At 62.3% G+C, this 19,540-nt stretch carries 19 protein-coding genes; 8 read left to right on the top strand and 11 right to left on the bottom strand.

The window, feature by feature from the left end; genetic code table 11:
* Window positions 1-200: 200 nt before the first annotated feature.
* Both G5S37_RS05980 and G5S37_RS05975 read right to left on the bottom strand, forming a co-directional pair.
* The gene (locus G5S37_RS05980) at window positions 201-3,107 is read right to left on the bottom strand and encodes a PAS domain-containing protein (protein WP_165201783.1); all 2,907 of its coding nucleotides are present in this window, start codon (window positions 3,105-3,107) and stop codon (window positions 201-203) included.
* Between the two features lie 397 nt (window positions 3,108-3,504).
* Window positions 3,505-3,906, bottom strand: a complete 402-nt coding sequence (locus tag G5S37_RS05975; protein WP_165201782.1) for a hypothetical protein — start codon at window positions 3,904-3,906, stop codon at window positions 3,505-3,507.
* Between the two features lie 130 nt (window positions 3,907-4,036).
* Here G5S37_RS05975 and G5S37_RS05970 point away from each other — a divergent pair, with 130 nt between their 5' ends.
* The 6 genes from G5S37_RS05970 to G5S37_RS05945 all read left to right on the top strand — a co-directional run bounded on the left by G5S37_RS05970 (window position 4,037) and on the right by G5S37_RS05945 (window position 10,557).
* Complete coding sequence (locus G5S37_RS05970) at window positions 4,037-4,492, top strand: hypothetical protein (RefSeq protein ID WP_165201781.1); 456 nt, start codon at window positions 4,037-4,039, stop codon at window positions 4,490-4,492.
* A gap of 137 nt (window positions 4,493-4,629) precedes the next feature.
* Window positions 4,630-6,243 (top strand): efflux RND transporter periplasmic adaptor subunit, encoded by a 1,614-nt coding sequence (locus G5S37_RS05965; RefSeq protein WP_165201780.1) that lies wholly within the window; start codon window positions 4,630-4,632, stop codon window positions 6,241-6,243.
* A gap of 411 nt (window positions 6,244-6,654) precedes the next feature.
* A complete protein-coding gene (locus G5S37_RS05960; protein WP_165201779.1) occupies window positions 6,655-7,380 on the top strand; it encodes an ABC transporter ATP-binding protein in 726 nt (241 codons plus the stop codon).
* 26 nt (window positions 7,381-7,406) lie between these two features.
* Entirely contained in the window at window positions 7,407-8,561 is a 1,155-nt protein-coding gene (locus G5S37_RS05955; RefSeq protein WP_165201778.1) for an ABC transporter permease, read from the top strand.
* 213 nt (window positions 8,562-8,774) lie between these two features.
* Window positions 8,775-9,923, top strand: a complete 1,149-nt coding sequence (locus tag G5S37_RS05950) for an ABC transporter permease (RefSeq protein ID WP_165201777.1) — start codon at window positions 8,775-8,777, stop codon at window positions 9,921-9,923.
* A gap of 124 nt (window positions 9,924-10,047) precedes the next feature.
* Entirely contained in the window at window positions 10,048-10,557 is a 510-nt protein-coding gene (locus G5S37_RS05945; RefSeq protein ID WP_165201776.1) for a hypothetical protein, read from the top strand.
* Window positions 10,558-10,909: 352 nt separating this feature from the next.
* On the opposite strand, the gene G5S37_RS05940 is transcribed toward G5S37_RS05945, so the two are convergent.
* From G5S37_RS05940 to G5S37_RS05900, 9 genes are all read right to left on the bottom strand, one after another.
* Entirely contained in the window at window positions 10,910-11,272 is a 363-nt protein-coding gene (locus tag G5S37_RS05940) for a hypothetical protein (protein WP_165201774.1), read from the bottom strand.
* On the bottom strand, window positions 11,265-11,567 hold the full coding sequence (locus tag G5S37_RS05935; protein WP_165201773.1) for a hypothetical protein: 303 nt from the start codon (window positions 11,565-11,567) through the stop codon (window positions 11,265-11,267). Before G5S37_RS05935 ends, G5S37_RS05940 begins: the two co-directional genes overlap by 8 nt.
* A gap of 36 nt (window positions 11,568-11,603) precedes the next feature.
* Entirely contained in the window at window positions 11,604-11,813 is a 210-nt protein-coding gene (locus tag G5S37_RS05930) for a hypothetical protein (protein WP_165201772.1), read from the bottom strand.
* A 176-nt stretch (window positions 11,814-11,989) separates the two neighbouring features.
* Window positions 11,990-12,901 (bottom strand): tetratricopeptide repeat protein, encoded by a 912-nt coding sequence (locus G5S37_RS05925; protein ID WP_165201771.1) that lies wholly within the window; start codon window positions 12,899-12,901, stop codon window positions 11,990-11,992.
* Window positions 12,902-13,066: 165 nt separating this feature from the next.
* Entirely contained in the window at window positions 13,067-13,645 is a 579-nt protein-coding gene (locus G5S37_RS05920) for a hypothetical protein (protein ID WP_165201770.1), read from the bottom strand.
* Between the two features lie 233 nt (window positions 13,646-13,878).
* Complete coding sequence (gene purT / locus G5S37_RS05915) at window positions 13,879-15,087, bottom strand: formate-dependent phosphoribosylglycinamide formyltransferase (protein ID WP_165201769.1); 1,209 nt, start codon at window positions 15,085-15,087, stop codon at window positions 13,879-13,881.
* A 274-nt stretch (window positions 15,088-15,361) separates the two neighbouring features.
* The gene (gene sufT, locus G5S37_RS05910; protein ID WP_165201768.1) at window positions 15,362-15,919 is read right to left on the bottom strand and encodes a putative Fe-S cluster assembly protein SufT; all 558 of its coding nucleotides are present in this window, start codon (window positions 15,917-15,919) and stop codon (window positions 15,362-15,364) included.
* A gap of 72 nt (window positions 15,920-15,991) precedes the next feature.
* On the bottom strand, window positions 15,992-16,540 hold the full coding sequence (locus G5S37_RS05905) for an iron-sulfur cluster assembly scaffold protein (RefSeq protein WP_165201767.1): 549 nt from the start codon (window positions 16,538-16,540) through the stop codon (window positions 15,992-15,994).
* 41 nt (window positions 16,541-16,581) lie between these two features.
* Window positions 16,582-17,154 carry a rhodanese-like domain-containing protein gene (locus G5S37_RS05900; RefSeq protein WP_240914808.1) on the bottom strand — a complete coding sequence of 191 codons (573 nt, stop codon included), beginning with the start codon at window positions 17,152-17,154 and terminating at the stop codon, window positions 16,582-16,584.
* A gap of 103 nt (window positions 17,155-17,257) precedes the next feature.
* Between G5S37_RS05900 and pssA the strand changes: the two genes are divergently transcribed.
* Both pssA and G5S37_RS05890 read left to right on the top strand, forming a co-directional pair.
* Window positions 17,258-18,151, top strand: coding sequence for a CDP-diacylglycerol--serine O-phosphatidyltransferase (gene pssA / locus G5S37_RS05895; RefSeq protein ID WP_165201766.1), 894 nt, complete (start codon window positions 17,258-17,260; stop codon window positions 18,149-18,151).
* A 92-nt stretch (window positions 18,152-18,243) separates the two neighbouring features.
* A complete protein-coding gene (locus G5S37_RS05890; RefSeq protein WP_165201765.1) occupies window positions 18,244-19,476 on the top strand; it encodes a hypothetical protein in 1,233 nt (410 codons plus the stop codon).
* Window positions 19,477-19,540: the final 64 nt, after the last annotated feature.

The raw sequence follows: 19,540 nt of genomic DNA, 5'->3' as shown, positions 1-19,540 counted from the left end.
GTCTGCGTCCGGTTTTTCAAAAAACAACCCATTGAATATCGTATGAAGCTTCGCCTCACCAGGATTGCCACCATCATCGCCCTGACCTTTGGAGCGCTCGGACTTTCAAGTTGCTACCATCACCACCCGGGTGGCCACGGACATCACCGTGGAGACGGTCATCATCATGGGCATGGTCACGGTCATGACCACCATGATCATCATTGACCGTTGGCGGAAGGCTCCGCTGGCAACGTCTTGCCGAAGGCCTTGAGCGCATCGGCAAGGCGGCGCACCTCGCGAATCGTATCCGCGAGCACGGGCGCCGCATCCTTCAACCGGTCCTCGCGTGCGAGACGGCTGAGGGTGCGTGCGGCTTCAAGGGCGATGGGCGCGCTGTAGTTGCCCAGCAGGCCCTTGAGCGAGTGCGCGGCCTGGTGCAGCGCTGCGCGATCCTTGTCTCGCAAGGCTGTCTCCGCTTCCAGGAGCATGTCCTCGGAATCCTCCGGATAGATCTCCACGAGCTGGCGCATCAGTCCTTCATCACTGATGGACTCGCGGAACGCCGCCGCATCAAACACAGAATCCGGATCCGGCTCCAGTGGGTCTGGCATGTCACAAGGAGGGGTGCCGCCGCGCGCGGAAAGCGGCACGGTGGTGAAGCTCTCCACGGCGCGGTAGAGCTCGCCCGAGCGCACGGGCTTGGAGACATAATCATCCATGCCGGCAGCCATGCAGCGCTCGCGGTCACCCTTCATCGCATTCGCAGTCATGGCGATGATGGGAAGGTGCCCGCCGGACTCGCGCTCCTGCTCGCGGATCATGGCAGTGGTCTCAAAGCCATTCAGCTCCGGCATGTGCACGTCCATGACAATCGCATCGTAGGACTCCTGCGAGAGCATCTCCAGCGCCTCCCGGCCGTTGTTCGCCACGCTCACGGCGTGCCCGCGGTCCTCCAGCATGCGCGTGGCCACGAGTTGATTCACGCGACCGTCTTCCACCAGCAGCACATTGAGCGGGCGCAGCGGGTGCGAGGGCAGCGGCTGGAAGGGGCAGGTGTCCCCCAGTTCATAATCCTCGCACAGGTCGAGGATTTGCACGATGGCATCGAAGAGATCGCTTTGCTTCACCGGCTTCGTCAGCACGCGCTCGATGCCGGTTTGCGGAGAATTCGCCAGTTGCAGGAGATGTCCTGCGGAGGAGAGCATGAGAATCTTGGGCGCATCACTGCCCAACAGGAGATGCGCCCGGCGGCTCACTTCCATGCCGTCCATGCCGGGCATCATCACATCCATGAGCACGAGATTGAAGATGCGCCCCTTCGGAGAGCCGAGAAGCTCCAGCGCCAGCACGCCACTGGCCACGCAGGTGGGAATCATCTGCCAGCCCTTGAGCATTTCATCCAGGATGAGGCGATTTGTCGCATTGTCATCCACCACGAGCACGTGCAGGCCCTTGAGCACACCCGGCTCGGGACGCTTGCAGGGAACTGGCTCAGTGACCAGTCCCAACTGGGCCGTGAAGTGGAAGGTGCTACCCGCACCAGGTGTGCTCTCCACCCAGATGCGTCCATCCATCATCTCCACGAGCTGCCGGCAGATGGTGAGCCCCAAACCGGTGCCACCATAGTGCCGGGTGGTGGAGCTCTCCGCCTGCGTGAAGGCTTCGAAAATCTTGTGGTGCTGCTCCTCCGCGATGCCGATGCCGGTATCCTTCACCGAGAAGTGGAGCATCACGTGGCCTTCCGAGAGGGCCTCCACCCGCACCTCCACGACCACCTCACCCTCGTGGGTGAACTTCACCGCATTGCCCACCAGATTCACCAGCACCTGGCGCAGGCGGGCGATGTCCCCCACCAGGATCTCCGGCACCCCAGGCTCGATGTGGCAGGCGAGTTCCAGATTCTTCTCCGCCGCACGCACGCCCAGGCTCTGCAGCGTATCGCCAATCGCATCCCGCAGGCGGAACTCCTGGTCATCCAGCCCCAGCTTGCCCGCCTCGATCTTGGAGAAGTCGAGGATGTCATTGAGAATGGTCAGCAGGGACTCTGCGGACTGGCGCACGAGCGTCTCATAGGAGCGCTGCTCGGGGCTGAGGTGCATGTTCAGCAGGAGCTCCGTAAGGCCCAGGATGCCATTCATGGGCGTGCGGATTTCGTGGCTCATGTTCGCCAGGAATTCGCTCTTCGCGCGGTTCGCCATCTCGGCGGCCTGCTTGGCGAGGCGGAGCTGCTCCTCCCCCTCTGCCAGGGCATACAAGGACTGCTTCTGCTCCGTGACATCCGTGTGGGAACCGGCCATGCGATACGGCCGCCCCTTGGCATCGCGCAAGGCCATGCCACGGGCGAGCATCCAGCGGTAGCTACCGTCCCGGTGCCGGAAGCGGAACTCCACCGCGTAGCCCTCCATGCGACCGTCCAGGTAGTCATTCACCGCCTGCATCACCCGGTCGTGATCATCGGGATGCAGCAGCGCCTCGAACGTGGCGAACACGTTCTCGAGTTCGTGGTCCTCATACCCCACCATGGCCTTCCACCGCGGGGAGAAGTAGACCTGATTCGTCAGGATGTCCCAGTCCCAGATGCCGTCATTGGCCCCGCGCACGGCCAAGGCGAAGCGCTCCTCGCTCTCCGCCAGCGCGCGCATGGCCTCCTTGCGCTCGGTGATGTCCGTGATGGCGCCTGCCATGCGATGCGGGGTGCCGTCTGGATTGCGGATGGCCTTGCCACGCGCGCGGAACCAGCGGTAGCCTCCGTCCTTGCAGCGCAGGCGGTACTCCACGTCATAGGGGAGGTCGCGCTCCAGGTGCGCGTTCAGCGCCTCCATGGTGCGGGCCTTGTCCTCCGGATGGAGGCGGGATTCCCATTCGATGAATTTGTTGGAGAGCTCGTTGTTACCGTAGCCCAGCAGTTCCTTGAAGCGGGGCGAGTAATAGATCTCCTGCGTGCGGACGGTCCAGTCCCAGATGCCGTCATTGGTGCCGCGCACCGCCATGGCGAAACGCTCCTCGCTGGCCAGCCACGCCTTCCGCGCGCTCTGTTCCTGGCGGACCTGCGCCTCCAATTCCCGGATGCGCTCGCGCAACTGGGTCTCAGCGGATACGCCTATCTTTGTAGCTCGGCTGGCCATCCTGAAGGAATTCGCAGGCCGTTAGCAAGTTCCGCCTGCAACGCCAGCGAAATCTAGCACAGGCAGTGCCGATTTGTCGAATGGAGGTATGGAAAGATCGCAGAGTGCCATGGGAGAGGAGAAAAGTGGGAGGGAGGCTTGGGGCTTGAGGACGCGGATGCAGCGATAGTGGCCGACTTTCTCCGAAAGTCGCAGCACTCCACCCCATCCATTGCGTACCACCCATGTGATGCCAAAGGACACTCCCTCCTGGCAAACTTCCAACCGAAGGGAGCTTCCCGAAGGCGGAGAACCAGGAGCCATGGCTCGCTCACAAAGGGCTTCAGACTGCTGCGACTTTCGGAGAAAGTCGGCCACTATCGCTGCCGCCCCCCTGCTTCCGCCTAGCTCAGCCGGATCACTCCTTTCCCGCCGTCAGCTTCTTCAAACTCCGGCGGAGGCTCCGGAGATGGAACCGCTGGAGGTGGTCAAACAACTCAAAATTGATATCCTCGAGTATCCACGCTGCCTGTTTCTTGGACCTGCAGGTCGACAGTTCCTGGACCTTCCGCGCCACCGCAAGGCACCCGTGCGCCACATCATGCAAATCAATGGCGGCATCCTGAATCTCCGCATCCGACAGTCCTGAGCCCAGCCTGTCGAGCTTCTTGCAGAGAAGCACCACCGCATCCATTCCCGTACCCAGAAACGGTCCACCATCCTTCTGCACTGCTTCCTCGCGACCCTTGTTCACCTTCTGCTTTTTGGAAATCGTCTCTGGCTTTTTCGCAGCAGTCTTCCGTGGGCGTTTCGATGGCATCACCCACCATGCCTGTCCTCCAAATAGACGCAACGAGGCCATTCTCTAGTTTCGCCTGTCGCACCGCCACCCCCATCTCCTCACCACAATCCCGCTTGCACCGCATTTCTCCTCCCCTTATCCTTATGGCATGACCCGTCGCGCCAAGGCCCTTGTCCTGCTGCTTATCGCAGTGGCGACCTGCGTGTCGCAGGGTCTGTCCATGACGGTGTGCCGCTGCACGGGGCATGTCTTCGTGGGTGCCGCACCGGAGTCCTGCTGCGGCGAGTGCCCGGAGGAACAAGAAGCCTCTGCCACCCTCCAGGCCGCCAGCGCAAGCCCCCTTGCCAGCGGCTGCCTGATGCTCACCAGCCGGGAAAACTGCTTCGTTGTCGTCTCCAAAGGCTGGGAAACCTACCTGCCTTCCACGGCGAAGGAACACACGCCCGCGCCGGTATACACGGCGGCGGAGCCCTTCGCCTCCCTTCTGCTCGTCCCCATGATGCCACGGCACGCCCCCACGGGAATGATGTCGTGGAATCTCACACACCAGCCGGAACCCCCGGGTCCGTCCCGCTTGGTGCTGTATCGCTCGCTTCTGATTTGAAGCAGACACGCCTCCGCCCCCTGGCTGGTGCGCCGTGACCTTGTTGCTCCCTGCAACAGGCGGCGCATGTCGTTGTGGATGCCGATGCCAATGCCGCGCATCCACACCCAACCCAAGCCCATGCCCAAGCTGTCGCCGTGTCTCTTTCCGATCTCTATTCCCCTGCCTCCCACGCATTGCCCGCAAACGCGAAGGCAAGCGCATCCCCCAGCCCGGCTGCCACAGCCGAATCCTCCACCCCGCTGCGCCGGCGCATCCTTCTGCTGCCCGCGTGGTTGCTGCCAGCTGTCCTCATCCTCGCCTTTGCTGGGCTCTTTGCCTTCGTCTTCCGCGACCGTCTCCTGCCCGCGCTGGAGGTGCAGGTCGCACAAGCCATCCTGCTGACGGACATCGACTCCGCTCCCGCGGCCGCAGCCGGCGGGGAGAAGGATGAAACGGCATCACACCATCCTACACCGCCATCACCGTCCACTCCTGCTCCTAATCTTGCTCCCTCATCCCCCTCCCCACCCCAGCTCCTCTTCCAAGCGGCCGGGTGGTTCGAGCCGGACCCGCTGCCCATCTATGCCACCACCCTGACAGATGGCGTCATCGCAAAGGTGCACGTGCTGGAAGGCCAGGAGGTGAAGCAGGGCCAGCTCCTCGCGGAACTCATCGCAGACGACAATCGCATCTCCCTCGATGCCGCCAAGCGCGCGCATGACAAGGCCGTGGCCGAGCAGAAGCTGCAAACCGTGCAGGTCACCGTGGCCGAGACCGAGGTAGCGGTGATGGCCGACCAGGTGAGAGCCGCCGAAGCCAAGCTCGCGGAGGAGAAGGACAACGAGCAACGCATCGCGAAGATTCCCTCCGGCTCCGTGTCCGATCAGGAACGCTCGCGGGCCAAGTTCGTGGTCCAGGGTCAGGCTGCAGAAGTGGCCTCCCGCCAGTCCCAACTCATCGCCGCGAAGGCCAAGGTGGAAGCCGCCAAGGCCCAGGCCGCCGCCATGGAAGCCGGCGTCGCCTCCGCTCAAGTAGCCGTGGAAAAGCAGGAGCTCGCCCTCGCCCGCACCCGCATCACCTCGCCGGTGGATGGTGTCATCCTCCAACTCCACGCCGCCCCCGGCCAGAAGAAGCTGCTGGGCATGGATGACCACCAGTCCGCCACCATCGCCACGCTCTTCGAGAAGGGGAAACTGCAGGCGCGCGTGGATGTGCCTCTCGCGGACGCCCGCGGCCTCATGGTGGGACAGCAGGCGATTGTCACCTCCGACTTCCTGCCCAACACCGAGATCCACGGCGTGGTGACCCGCATCGTGGGCTCCGCCGACCTCCAGAGAAACACCCTCCAGGCCAAGGTGCGCATCGAGAACCCCGACCCTCGCCTGCGTCCCGAGATGCTCTGCCGCGTGAAGTTCCTCGGCACCTCATCCACGCCATCATCCTCCACAGCCGCTTCGTCCTCCTCCTCATTCTCGCCCTCATCCTCGACTGCCGTGGCAGACGTCTCACCCGCAGACCCCACCCGCGCCATCATGGTCCCCGCCACCGCTCTGGTGACGGACAGCACACCGCAAAAAGCCACCTCCCTCTGGGTCATCTCCCCAGACAACTCCACCGCCACGAAGCGCCCCGCTCAGCGCGGCCCCATCGAGCGTGAAGGCTACGTCTCCATCACCTCCGGAGTCCTCCCCGGCGAGTTCGTCATCCTCCCCCCGCACGACCACCTCACCGAAGGCCGCCGCGTCCGAGTCACCGGGTCCCCTCAGTGACCCCATCACTCCAACATTTGTGCTCCCACGCACTAACGAACGTCTCGTGACATGAAAAGCACTCCTCACAGCAAACCAGCCAGCAAGGTACGAGCTTGCGCGAAGCGCCTTGGAGTGCGCGTGCGAAGCACCGCTTTGAACAGCGCGAGCCAGCATCAAACCTCTCCAGGCATTCACCAATATCCCGTCGTCCAGAAATCGGGAGCCTCAAGAACCCGCGCGTCGTTCGGACCTTTCACTCCTCCGCTCAAAGCGGTGCTTCGCACACGCACTCCAAAGCGCTTCGCGCAACGTGGCATGCCATGCGGACGCTCTTCCGCCTCAAGTGTCTGCGAGCTCACGAGACGTGCCATTGGCTGATACACGTTCCCTTTCTCCGCTTCTCCGCTTCTCCCTGTCTCCCCATCTCCCATGTCCTCCCCCTCCGTCCCATCCCCCTTCATCCAGTGCCGCGGCCTGACGAAGTCCTACAAGAAAGGCACGAATACCGTGACTCCTTTGCTGGACCTCGACCTCGATGTGCCACGCGGCTCCTTCCTCGCGCTCATGGGTCCCTCCGGCAGCGGCAAGACCACGCTGCTGAATCTCGTCGCCGGCATCGACAGCCCCACCTCGGGCACCTTGCGCATCGGCGAGTCGCAGTTGGAACGCATGTCGCGCAGCCAGCTCACGAAGTGGCGTGCCAGCCATGTGGGTTACATCTTCCAGCTCTACCACCTCGTGCCGATTCTCAGCGCGTTTGAGAATGTGGAGCTGCCCCTGCTTCTGAGCCCGCTCTCACGCAGCGAGCGGCGCGCACGCGTGCAGACGGCGCTGCAACTCGTCGGCCTCGGAGATCGCGCCCATCACACGCCTTCCGAACTCTCCGGCGGTCAGGAGCAGCGCGTGGCCATCGCCCGCGCCATCGTAGCCAATCCCGACCTGCTCGTGGCAGACGAACCCACAGGCGACCTCGACCGCGAGTCCGCCGACTCCATCCTCGGCCTGCTGCGCGAACTCGTCGCGCATCACGGGAAGACCGTGGTGATGGTGACCCATGACCCGCGTGCCGCCGATGCCGCCGACCGTGTACTGCACCTGGAAAAGGGACGCCTTTTGGAATCCCAATCCCATCGCCTAGCACCCGCCCACGTGTGATGGGACACAATACAAAGTGATGTAGTATGATTTCGAAGCTCACCAACCTCGTCATCCTCGCCTTCAAGCAGCTCAGCCGCCACCGGCTGCGCTCGCTGCTCACCATCCTCGGTGTGGCCATGAGCATGTTCCTCTTCGCCACGGTGGAGACCATGCAGCGCAGCCTGCGCCTCGCCACGCAGGCTGGCGCCGATGACACCACGCTCGTGGTCTATCGCGAGAACCGCTTCTGCCCCGCCACCAGCCGCCTGCCCGAGCACTACGAAAACACCATCCGAAAAATCGAGGGCGTGAAGGAAGTCATCCCCATCCAGATTGTGGTGAACAACTGCGGCGCCAGTCTGGACATCATCGCTTTCCGAGGGGTGCCACCGGACAATCTGATGCGCTACGCCTCGCATCTCCACGTACTGGAGGGCTCCATCGACGAATGGAAGAAGCGCTCCGATGCCGCCCTGCTCGGGCGCAACCTCGCCACGCGCCGCCGGCTGAGCGTGGGCGACCGCTTCGATGCCGCTGGCGTCACGGTGACAGTCGCAGGCATCATCGAGAGTGATGAGCCGCAGGACAGCAACGTGGCCTATGTGCACCTCCCCTTCCTCCAGCAAGCCTCCCGCCGTGGGCTCGGCATTGTGACCCAGTTCAACGTGCGCGTGAACTCCGCCGGCGACCTCGCCCGCGTGTCGAAGGAAATCGACGAACGCTTCAATGCTGAACAAGCACCCACCAGCACGCGTCCCGAGAAAGCCTTCTTTGCCGACACCGCGGCGCAACTCGTGGAGCTCGTAGGCTTCACCCGCTGGCTCGGCCTCGGCGCCGTGGCTGCCGTGCTCGGCCTCGTGGCCAATGCCGTGCTGCTCGTGGTGCGCTCCCGCGTGAAGGAGAATGCCGTGCTGCAGACGCTTGGTTTCTCCCAGCGAGCCATCGGCGTGCTCGTCGCCGTGGAAGGCATTCTCCTCGGCCTCCTGGGCGGCGCCCTCGGCGTCGCTGCCGCCTACGGCATGCTGCGCTGGCAGAGCTTCACCGTGGGGAATGAAGGCGTGACCCTCTCCATCATGCCGGACATGCCCATCCTCATCCGCGGCATGCTCACCGCCCTCGCCCTCGGCCTCCTCGCCAGCCTCTACCCCGCCTTCAAAGCCGCCCGCAAACCCATCGTCGCCTCCCTGCGCTCCGCCTGAGTCCAGCCACTTTGCATTTTTCACCTTTCATTTTTCACTTTGCATTCCATCCCACCACTCCTCCTACACCCCATCCCACCACAACGGTAATCAGTAATCAGTCTCCGAAGTTCCTCTGCGTCTCCGTGTCTCTGCGTTGAACTCACTGCACACCACCACACCCAGCACCAGCCCCCACTGTCGCACCGCTCACCGCCACACCGTCCCACCGAAATGCTCCCCCTCTCCTACGCCGTGAGAAATCTCTTCCGCGTCCCCGCGCGGCTCTGCCAGCTCGTGCTCGGTGCGGCACTCGTCATCTTCCTCCTCATGCTCGCGTCCGCCCTCTCCAACGGCATGGATGCCGTGCTGCGCTCCTCCGGCTCCGAGCACAACGTCATCGTGCTCGGCACGGGCAGCGAGGAGAGCGTGGAACGCAGCGAGATCAAAGCCTCCGTTCCCTCCCTCCTCGCCGCCTCCGTGCCCGGCATCAAGACCGTCCTTGGCAAGCCCGCGGTCTCCGGCGAGATCCACTACAACGGCCCTCTGCAAGCCGGCACGCATCCCGCCAGCCAGGCGCTCATCCGCGGCGTCACTCCCGCCGCGCTGCTGGTGCATCCGGAAGTGCAACTCCTCTCCGGTCGCTTCCCGCGCTCAGGCGAGGTCATGGTGGGCAAGCTCGCCGCGCACAAGCTGGGACTCACCGAGGACGACCTCGCCCTCGGCAAGACCATCACCGTCGCAGAGAATCCCATGCGCATCGTCGGCATCTTCCACGCACCCGGCACCGTGATGGAGGCGGAGGTGTGGGCGGACCTCAGCGACATGCTCGCCATCGGCCAGCGCGACACCATTTCCTGCGCCGTCGTGCGCCTCGATGATGCCACCTTCGACGACGTGGAAATCTTCACGCTGCAGCGGCTCGACCTCGAACTCGCCGCCATGCTGGAGAGCGAGTACTACGCGAAGCTCTCCTCTTTCTACCGCCCCCTGCGCGCCATGACATGGGTCACCACCTGCCTCGTTGCGGCAGGAGCCATCTTCGGTGGGTTGAATACTTTGTACGCTGCCTTCGCTTCCCGCGTGCGGGAAATGGCCACGCTGCAGGCCATCGGTTACCGCCGGCGTGCCCTGCTGCTCAGCCTGCTGCAGGAGGGCATGCTCGCCACCCTCATGGGCGCCCTGGTCGCCGCCGCCCTCGCCCTCTGGCTGGCGGACGGGTTCGCCGTCACCTTCTCCATCGGCACCTTCGCCTTGGAAATCACCCCTCAGGTATTGGGCCTCGGCGTCCTCGGCGGCGTGGCCCTCGCCCTCATCGGCACTTTGCCCCCCGCCTGGACCTGTCTCAAGCCGCTCCTTCCCGCCGCCCTCCGCGCCTCATAACCATAATCATCCACTCCTCCTACACCCCATCCCACCACCCGAACCCCCATTTTGCATTCTCACCGCAACTCACCCGCTAGCAGTAAGCAGTAAGCAGTAAGCAGTAACCAAGAACCAAGAACCCATGAAATCCACCCTCCGCTCTCTCACCGCCATCGTCGCCCTCGCCCTCGCCACCACCACCCACGCCGCCGACCCCGCGCTCCCCGCTTCCCTGCTCGCTGAAAAGGCTCCCAAGGACGCCGTGAGCGTGGTGAAAGCGCGTGAGAACGCCAAGCCCGGCGAGGCCGTCGTGCTGCGCGGCAAGATTGGCGGACGCAAGATCGCCCTGCTTCCGAAATTCGCCATGGCCGTACTGGCCGATGAAAAAGCCATCACCTCCTGCAACGACATGCCCGGCGACTCCTGCAAGACCCCTTGGGACTACTGCTGCGAGTCACCCGAGAAGCTGAGCTCATCCACCGCCACCATCCAGGTGCGCGATGAAAAAGGCAAAATCCTCCGCACCCCCCTTCGTGGCCTCGGTGAGCTGAAGGAACTCAGCCTCGTGGTCATCTCCGGCACCGTCGACCCCGCCTCCACCAAGGACAACCTCATCGTCAACGCCACCTCCATCTTCGTGGAGAAACCCTGAGTCATCACCGCCTTTGACTCCACCTCCAACCGTGTCGTCCTCTTCTGTGATGGGAGTTGGCGACACGGAGAGGATAGCCGCAAAGAGACGCAAAAAACTCAAGGGGTTTCCCAAAAGATAACGCAACGGCTCACTGCAGACAGCCAGCCCAAGGAGCCCTCACTTCTTGTGCCTTTTGCGACTTTTTGCGGCTAATGAACCGGGCGTGATTCTCGCGCAGAGTGTCAGAGGAAGTCGGGTCTCCAGACCGGACAGCGGTCGGCGGGTTTTCCTACCCGCCAGTCATCATCATACAATCTCCCACCCGGCAGCGGCACACTACATCATATCACATGACCACCATGCATAGCCGCTACCCCTCTCCCTCCCCACCCTGCTCCTCCTCCCCTTCTCTCTTTCGCGCGCGCTTGTCTTCTCCCTTTGACGACCGCGCAATCGCCGCCCGCACTGCGTCCGTGGGAGTACGGATGGGGGCCACGTTCAGGACAGAGATGAAATGCACCTCTTCCTCGTCCTCGCGTCCCCAGGCAAAGGCCCGGGACGCCTCGGGATGGCCCTCCAGCGTGTAAATCTCGACATACCCTTCCCAGATGGTGGTTCCATCCATCACCACATGCACCCGCACGGAGCCTTCGTGATGAGCCTCCACGCCATGGGCCACGCGTACGGCCATGCCCAAGTTATCGAGGTAAGTGGGGAAGATGTTCTTAATCATTGGCTGTGCTGCGTGTTGTTATTCCATGGTCGGTCGTTTCCATGATTGATTCGCCTTCGGGCAACAGGACCTGCCCGTCCTCCAAGGTGGGCTCCAGCGCCTTCACCGACTGCTCGCAGAGCTTCACTTCATCCTCCGCGGAAGCCAGCTGGTGCAGCATTTCTGCATGCCGTGCCTGCCACTCCTGCGTCCCCTTCCAGGGCGAAGTCCGGTGTGCCTGGAGGAGATTTCGGATGAAATTCACCCTCCACCGGGCATGCGCCAGGTTGCCGAGGACATGTTGTTGAGGGTCCATCTCGTCGATACTCCATTCGTTCAGCTGGGGGTACTCTCAGGGATACAGACTGCTCCAGTCCTTGGGGAAAGCTGCGAGCTCCTGCTTGGCGAGCAGATGGCGGTTTTCGTATTCCACACGTTCTTCCCCCCAGCTGGGTGAGTCACGGGTACTCAGCCCTTCGTTCAAGGCGATGAGGCGGGCGGTGAATCGAACGCGCCAGCGCGCATGTTTGAAAGCCTGGATATTTTCGAGAGTCGGTTCCATGGAGCTTGGGAGAGCGTCCTTGGGAATCGCTGAAGGTGCCCTGAAGGGGCGTTTATATTGCCTGCTATTGCAAAGTTTTCTTCATCAAAAGGAAAGTGTAGTGCCTTGCGGACTCACCCGATATTCACCTCACCCCCGAGCGCCACACGCTCTCGTCTCCGGCAGACTGAGTAAACTTAGCCTCCCTGCTCCTTCTTCTTCCACGCCTCCAGTATCTGGCCAGCCTGTGGATTTCCCAGCGCCTTCGCCTTCTCCAGCAGGGCAAAGGCACCCGGCACATCACGCTCACAGCCGAGGCCCTGATAGCGCATCACGGCCAGATTGATGAGACCACCGATATCGTTCTTCTCCGCCGCTTTGCTGAACAGTGTCAACGCAGCTCCATAGTCCCGTTCCACGCCCTGTCCGGTGAGGTAGAGCATGCCGAGGTTGGACACGGCTCCGGTGGAACCCAAGGCAATCGCCTTCTTGTAAAGCTCAAGCGCCCTCGCGGGGTCCTTCTCCACGCCAATACCGTGCTGATACGCGTAGCCGAGGTCACAAGTGCACCCCGGATTGTCGCGCTCCGCGCCGTACTTCAGCCAGTGCAGAGTCTTCGCCGTGTCTGGAGGGCCAAGTTCTGTGCCCATGTACAGCTCCTTGAGCGTATTCACGGCCTTCGGATTCCCCAGCTCCGCTGCCTTCTCCAGCAACTGCACCGCGCGCGGCAGGTCCTTCTCCAATCCCGCGAGACCATACCGGTAGAGGTGCGCCAGATTGTTCATCCCCTGGTGCGCGCCCAGAGCAGCGGACTTCTCATACAGCTGGCGCGCCTTGGCAGGATCCTTCTCACACCCGAATCCATTAAAGTAGAGAAACCCCAGTCCACCGAGAGAGGCAGGGTGCTTCTGTTCAGCCCCTTTCGTGAGCCAGGTGAAGGAGGTGCCATAGTCCTGCTCCAGCAGCGCCGTGGAGCCCACCTGAAACATGGCCTCGGCATCGCCCGCGTTCGCCATCTTCACCAGTTCCGAGGGGACATCCGCGGAAAGCTGGCCCGCAAGGCTCGTCAGGGCGAGGCACAAGGCGATGACAAATACTCTCTTACTCATGGCGGCGGCAGTACCAACCAGACTCCGTGACTGACTCTCGAAGAGCAAGCGCAAAGCTCACATGACGATGGAGAAATCCTTCAGGCAATGCGGACACAAAAAAACCGGGCGCCGCAAAGCGCCCGGTTTCAAATCATCACTACTAAGCGATTCTGTCTAAAAACGTTAGTCGCGAACGATGGTCGCCTTGCCGGGAGGGTAGGCGCCGGTCGGGAGGTTCCTGAGGGCGTAGTCACCCACTTCGAAGGTCAGCGTGCCCGTGGGAACAGTGGGCTGCGCCTGGCTCTCACCCAGCACGTTGAAGAAACCATCTGGCTTATGCGCATTGCCCTGGCCAGCCCATTCGATCGTCACATTCATAGGCGTGTTTCCAGGAGCCTGAAAGACCTCCTGGTTATCCAAGAGCAAGGTCTTCAGCGGAGCAGCGTTGAACTCCTGCACATCACGGAATTCGATCTTGCCAAGCTTCTCGTGGCCGACATCGGTCCACACCGTGGCGCTCAGGTGGAACTGACCACCGTTGCCCTTGGTGCCGGAGCTACCGGGAGCTCCAAGCGTCGCGCCTCGGGCCTCGATGCCACGGAAGACGAATCGGTAGACCCCACCAGGAATGGTGTATTCAACCTTGAAAGGTGCACCAGCGGCCTTCACGGTACCTGCGGGAACACCAGGGCCCCCGAGATTAAAGTCAGCCAGTGCTGGGAGAGCGATCAAGCACAGAGTGAGTGACAGAATCTTTTTCATACAAGGGCAAGTTAGAGCCAAATTCTACTTTAGCTCGCAATTTATGGCAATTATAGCAGTTTTGAATAAAACTCCTAATTGCATATTTAGAGCTTAAGATTTGCTTGTTTGCAATTGCAAACTGCAACTGCGGCCAAAAAATATGCCTCCATCGGTAAGATGGAGGCAAAATTTGCTCCTCACGCGCCTGTCACTAGCCCTGTCTTGCCTTGTGCAAGCCCAGCCTAAAACACCTAGCCCAGCGTCACCTGCACCGCTCCGGCAGCCTTAAGGGCCTTTTCGCGGGCCTCCTCAATGGTCGCTCCCCGGGCTGCTGCCACCCCCATGCGGCGGCGTCCCTTCACCTCGGGCTTGCCAAAGAGGCGCAAAAGCGTGTCTGGCTCAGCCAGGGCTTCGCCCAGATTGCTGAAGCTCACATTCTTGGAATGCCCCTCGGGCAAAATGACCGCTGAGGCGCTGGGGCCATGCTGGCGGATGTTTGGAATCGGCAGGCCCAAGATGGCGCGTGCATGCAGGGCGAACTCACTAAGGTCCTGCGAAATCAGGGTCACCAGGCCGGTATCGTGCGGGCGGGGAGAGACTTCGCTGAACCACACCGTGTCCCCCTTCACAAAGAGCTCCACGCCGAAGATACCCCACCCACCCAGCGCATTCGTAATCGCGCCCGCGATGCGCTCACTCTCCTCCAGCGCGGCCGGTGACATGGGCTGCGGCTGCCAGCTCTCGCGGTAGTCGCCGTCAATCTGCAGGTGCCCGATGGGCGCGCAGAAGGACGTGCCATTGGCATGGCGCACCGTGAGCATGGTGATCTCGTAGTCGAAGTCCACCATACCCTCCACAATCACCTTGCCCTTGCCTGCGCGTCCGCCTTCCTGGGCATACTTCCACGCCTTGGGGATGTCCGCCTCGCTGCGCACCACGCTCTGGCCTTTGCCGGAGCTGCTCATGATGGGCTTCACCACACAGGGAATGCCGATGGTCTTCACCGCTTCGTTGAACTCCTCTTCGGTGGCCGCGAACTTGTAGCTGGAGCAGCGCAGCCCCAGCGTCTCCGCCGCGAGTGTGCGGATGCCTTCACGGTTCATGGTGAGCTTCGCCGCGAGGGCAGTGGGGATCACGCGCTGTCCCTGGGCCTCCAGCTCCACCAGCACATCCGTGGCTATCGCCTCCACCTCCGGCACCACGAGGTCCGGCTTCTCCTCCAGAATCACGCGGCGCAGAGCATCGCCATCCAACATGGAAATGACATGCGAGCGATGCGCCACCTGCATGGCCGGCGCGTTGGCATACGAGTCCACCGCAATCACCTCACAGCCGAACCGCTGCAGTTCTATCACCACCTCCTTGCCCAACTCCCCCGAACCGAGGAACAGGATTTTAACAGCAGAAGGCGTGAACGGTGTGCCGATGGAAGCGGAGACGGAAGACTGAGACTGGGACATGCCAGTCCTTTAGCGGGGCACGGGCGGTGTGCAAGGGGTGGTCCATACACTGAGCAGTGCAGTCAGTAGGCTGCCGCGCCCTATAGCCCTATCCGAGCCTGAATTCATTAGCCGCAAAAAAACGCAAAAGGCACAAAAGATGAGGGCTCTTGGGCATGAACCATCTCACATCAGATGTCATCACCCAGCGTCAGACTCTTTTGTGTTTTTTGCGTCTTTTTGCGGCTAAAAAACCAGCGCGACTTTCGCGTTGTACGGACAGCCAGAAGACACCTCAGATCATCCCCAGCTTCATCTTCCCCTCTTCGCTGATCATGCTCTGGTTCCACGCGGGTTCCCAGACCAGTTCCACAGCAGCGTCATCCATGTCTTCGATCGTCATGATGCGGGACTGCGCATCCGCCGCAATCGTCGGCCCCATGCCGCAGCCGGGCGCGGTGAGGGTCATCTTCACCACGGCTTTGTGCTTGCCCTCGCCGTCCTGCTGCACTTCGCAGCCGTACACGAGGCCGAGGTCCACGATGTTCACGGGAATCTCTGGATCATACACATTGCGCAGCTGGTGCCACACCTGCACTTCCAGGTCGCTGGCGTCATCAGGGATGTTCGAGGAGGTGTGCGCCTCCGCCTTCTTCTCCTCCTCGGGGTCGATGCCCAAGGCATCCACATCCTTCGACTGGATGCGGGCCAGACCATGATCCGTGGCCACCGTGTACGTGCCGCCGAGTGCCTGCGTGATGATCACACGCGTGCCCTCCGGCAGCGTGACGATGTCGCCGCTGGGAATCTGGATGGCTTCTACGGCGCGAGTGAGAGTGGTGTCGGAATGCATGTGATCGTGGTGGGAAGGGAGTGGTAAGGCAATGAAGGCTGCCTGTATAGTATAAGAAGAGATACGAGCGACTCAGGACTGGGGGCTCGCGGGTGCCGAGGCGGGCGCAGGTGCCGGAGGCTGCATGACAATCTTGATCTTGCCCACCTGCTTCCCTGCATTCGCCAGCGCATCATGCAGCGTGGCGGCCTGGGGTGGCTGGGGAGTGACATCGAGGTCGGGTTTCACCGGAGGAGTCGCGCCCGCACGTTCGGCATTTTCCGCATCCAGCGCGGCCTTCAGCGCGCCTTCCACCATCTGCCCGCAGTGAATCTTCATGGGCGGCAGCGGCCCCAGCGGTGCGGAGAGTTCGGAGGCACTCATGTCCAGCGCCTCTTCCCGGGTCTTGCCCTTGATGAGCTGCGTGGCCATGCTCGCCACGGCAATCGCCGTCTGGCAGCCGAAGCTCTGGAAGCTGGCCTTGTCGATGACCTTCTTGCCGTCCTTCTCCTTGTACTTGATCCACATGCGCACCATGTCCCCGCAGTCGGGGCTGCCGACCGTGCCCACGGCATCCGCATCCTTCATCTCACCGAGATTCTGGGGATTGGCGATGGCCTGCTGGAGTGCGTCTTCGTTCATGAAAGAGGGTAAAAGAAAAGGGCTGGGCTGTTGGCAGAATGTTACTCAATCTCCACTCGGTAGCGCGGCAGGGAAGGGTCCACCTCCACAGAGTACGCGTCGATGCCGCCGGTGAGGCTCTTCGCTTCGGCGAATCCATGCCCCAGGAAATACGCCGTGGCATCCAGCGAGCGGTCACCCGTGTGATCGTAGATGATGAGCGGTGCGTTCTTGTCCCAGGAGGTGAAGACCTCCTGCACCAGTTCCTGGGTCACGAGCTCCGCGCCGGGAATGGCCACCGCCTCATGTTCCTCACGCGTGCGCACATCGAGCACCTTCACATCGCTCCGCTCAGTCCGGAGCTTCGCGAAGTCCACCGGAGAAATCTGGATACTCGCATCCGCCTGGTGGCTCTCCTGGATGTGCTCCACTGCCTCCGCGACCGGGATGTTCTCATTCCGCTCACACACCTGGGCCAGCGTCTCCGTGGGCTGGAAGCCACAGCTCCGGCAGCCGCCGATGTGATACTTGGCAAAGAGGGCACGCTGGGCCCCGGGATAGAGCCGGAGGAGCTCTCCCATGAGGGTGTCGCCCGAGAGCGGCGGAAGGGTATCGGCGGTGGCAGTGGCGGTCATGTGAGTCTGAACAAGCAGAGTACGCCTGTCGGGGGGAGGGTCAACCGCTTCACCAGTGGGAAAAAAGATGCGCACACCTTCAGAATGCGATTACACTCCTGGAATGACTGATCGCGAGCACGAGCCACGCATTTATGTGCTGCCCAATCTCATGACCGCCGGCAACCTGCTGAGCGGGTTCATGGCCATTCTGCACATCGTGGGACGCTTTCAGAATGAGGATGATCACACGCGCTACCTCTGGGCCATCGGCTTCATCCTCGCCGCGTGCGTGTTTGACCTTCTCGATGGGCGCCTCGCCCGGCTGAGCGGCCAGAGCTCGGACTTCGGCCGTGAGTTCGACTCCCTGGCGGATATCGTGAGCTTCGGCATCGCCCCTGCCCTCTTGGTACATGACATCGTGCTGGCGGAGTTCGAGCAGACCACCCGCGGTCTGGGCTGGCTCATCGCCTGCATCTACCTCGTGTGCGGCGCCATGCGCCTGGCGCGGTTCAACTGCCTCGCCGCCATGCCTCAGAAGGAGAAGAAGGCCTCCACCTCCTTCCGTGGCTGCCCCATCCCAGCCGCGGCAGGCGTCATCGTCTCCCTCACCCTCATGCTGCTCTGGCTGGACGGGAACAATCGCGAAATCGGTCGCTGGAAGTACGCCCTGCCCTTCCTCATGGTCCTGCTCTCCTACCTCATGGTGAGCAAGATCGAGTACCCCAGCTTCAAGTCGCTGAACCTCCGCGCGCGCCGCTCCTTCCACTGGGTGCTCATCAGCATCATCGTACTCGCCCTCACCGTGGCGTACTGGCAGTGGATGCCCTCCGTGCTTTTCGTGAGCTACCTGGCCTACGGCCTCGTGCGCCCCTGGGTCTCCCGCAAATGGCGGCGCGAGATTGAAGAAGGCCACGACCCCGTGCTGGATGAAAACGGCGTCTCCCCCGAAGTGCTCGATGAAGAACGCTCGAACAACGGCAATGCCAAGACGACCGACCCCGCCAGCCTGATCTGATCCAGCTCTCTCCCAGCCAGCCAGCCTCATTCCCTGCCCCAAGCAGGCGGCCATAGTCACCACCACAGTCATTTGCTACCCGACCCCCGCGGATGCCGGACTTTCACCAGCCAGTTCTTCTCCCGACTCTCCATCATCTAGCGGAGACCGACTTGGAGGAGCGCGAAGGATTACTTTGTGAGTTTGCCAAGACCAAGCCCATCGCGCTGGTCATTCCCGCTCTCTTTGCGGAAATCGAGCGCAAAGCGCTGCCTCGCATGCTCAAGGAGATCTCCAACGTGCCCTACCTCTCCAAGGTCATCTTCAGCATGAATGACATGGATGCGAAGGGCCATGCGAAGGCGCGCAGGTACTTCGACAAGCACCTCTCCGGCATCAATCACGAAGTGCTGTGGAACGACGGCCCCGAGCTCGACACCCTGCACCGCACCGTCTCCCGCTTCGCCGGCCTCAAGCATGAACACGGCAAGGGCAGCAACGTCTGGATGGGCATCGCCTCCCTCCTGGTGGAAGGCCACAGCGGCGTCATCGCCTGCCATGACAGCGACATCCTGAACTACGACCGCTCCATGCTCTGGCGCCTCTGCCTGCCGGTGGCGCACCCGGGCATGAGCTATGTGTTTGCCAAGAGTTACTACGGCCGCGTGCGCGAGCGCATGTACGGCCGCGTGACACGCCTGCTCGTCTTCCCGCTCATCCAGGCCCTGCGTGAAGTCTTCGGCTCCACGCCGCTGCTGCGCTTCCTGGCTATGACGCGCTACCCGCTCTCCGGCGAGTTCGCCGCGGACACCGAGTTCCTCAGCAAGCTGGGCATCGCTGCCGACTGGGGATTGGAAATCGGCATGCTCTGCGATGTCTTCCGCCAGGCGCCCTCCCAACGCTTCTGCCAGGTGGACCTGGGAAGCAACTTCGAGCACAAGCACCAGCACCTGGGCTACGACCCCGAGACCGGCCAGACGGACGCCGCCTCCGGCCTCATGAAGATGGGCCGCGAAGTCATCCGCGCCCTCATGGCCCACCTCTGGAGCGACCTCGGCTTCTCCGCCGAGCAACGCAAGCTCGACCGTCTCTCGGATGCCTACACCGCCACCGCCAAGGTGCTCCTGACCCGCTACGCCCACGAAGCCGCCTTCAATGGCCTCGAACAAACGTCTGCGGAAGAACATCAAGCCGTCAGCGTCTTTGCCCGCCTCATCAAGCAAGTCGCCCACGAGTGCCTGAAGACGCCTCCCACCGTCGCCAATCTCCCCGCTTGGGAATCCCTCCTCGAAAAAGTCCCCGACTTCGCGGACTCCCTGCGGGATGTGCGGCGGGCGAGAGCGTGAGGGAAGAGAGCTGTCGTAGCACGGCACACTGGCATCCGTCTCCTGCAGGTGAGTGGTCAGTCCA

Source organism: Roseimicrobium sp. ORNL1 (assembly GCF_011044495.1).
Taxonomy (GTDB): Bacteria; Verrucomicrobiota; Verrucomicrobiia; order Verrucomicrobiales; family Verrucomicrobiaceae; genus Roseimicrobium.
Note: the sequence above shows the minus strand (reverse complement) of the source record. Positions and strands in the feature narration are given on the sequence as shown.